Annotated in this window: 1 pseudogene; it reads left to right on the top strand. The window is 48.6% G+C overall.

Annotated elements, in window-relative coordinates:
- Positions 1-48: 48 nt before the first annotated feature.
- A pseudogene (locus H0248_RS20890) lies at positions 49-782 on the top strand (IS5 family transposase); the annotation flags it as partial.

The raw sequence follows: 782 nt of genomic DNA, 5'->3' as shown, positions 1-782 counted from the left end.
TTTTTTGTACAATCAGGAACATGATTTCACCATAAAAAGTGCTTCAATTTGGCTCGTTACGATTTTCCCGATGATGCATGGGCACTGATTTCTCCTATGCTGCCGCCTGAAAGAGGCTCTTCCCGAGGCGGGCGTCCTTACTTTGCTCACAGGCATGTCATGAATGGCATATTTTGGGTACTTTGCTCCGGCGCGCCGTGGCGGGATTTACCAGAGCGTTATGGTCAATGGAAAACCATTTACAACCGCTTTAACCGGTGGTCTAAAGCCGGAGTAATGAACAGTATTTTCAATAAATTACTCCAACTCTTGGATGAAAAAGCACTGATTGACTGGGATGTTATCGCGCTGGATGGCAGTAACGTTCGCGCCCTGAAAGCGGCGGCCGGTGCGAAAAAAAACATCCCGATGAACACGAGGACCATGGGCTGGGTCGCTCTCGCGGCGGCTTTGGCACCAAAATCCATCTGGCGACAGATGGCACAGGATTACCGCTGAGTTTTTGCCTGAGCGGTGGACAAGCCCACGAAAGCCGATATGCGGAAACCTTGCTTAACCGAGTCGGGGTTATCCGAAAAAGCGGGAACCTGAAATCACGTCCGAAAGCAGTACTGGCGGATAAGGGTTACTCCAGTAGACGTATTCGCATTTATTTGAAAATAAAAGGAATAAAAGCGGTTATTCCGTTTAAATCAAATGAGAAAGCCAGTCAGGACGGACGTCGGCCTCTCAATACGAGTCTGTACAAAAAACGCAATGTCGTGGAGCGTTGCTTTGCGATA

Source organism: Pectobacterium brasiliense (assembly GCF_013449685.1).
GTDB classification, from domain to species: Bacteria; Pseudomonadota; Gammaproteobacteria; order Enterobacterales; family Enterobacteriaceae; genus Pectobacterium; species Pectobacterium brasiliense_A.
Note: the sequence above shows the minus strand (reverse complement) of the source record. Positions and strands in the feature narration are given on the sequence as shown.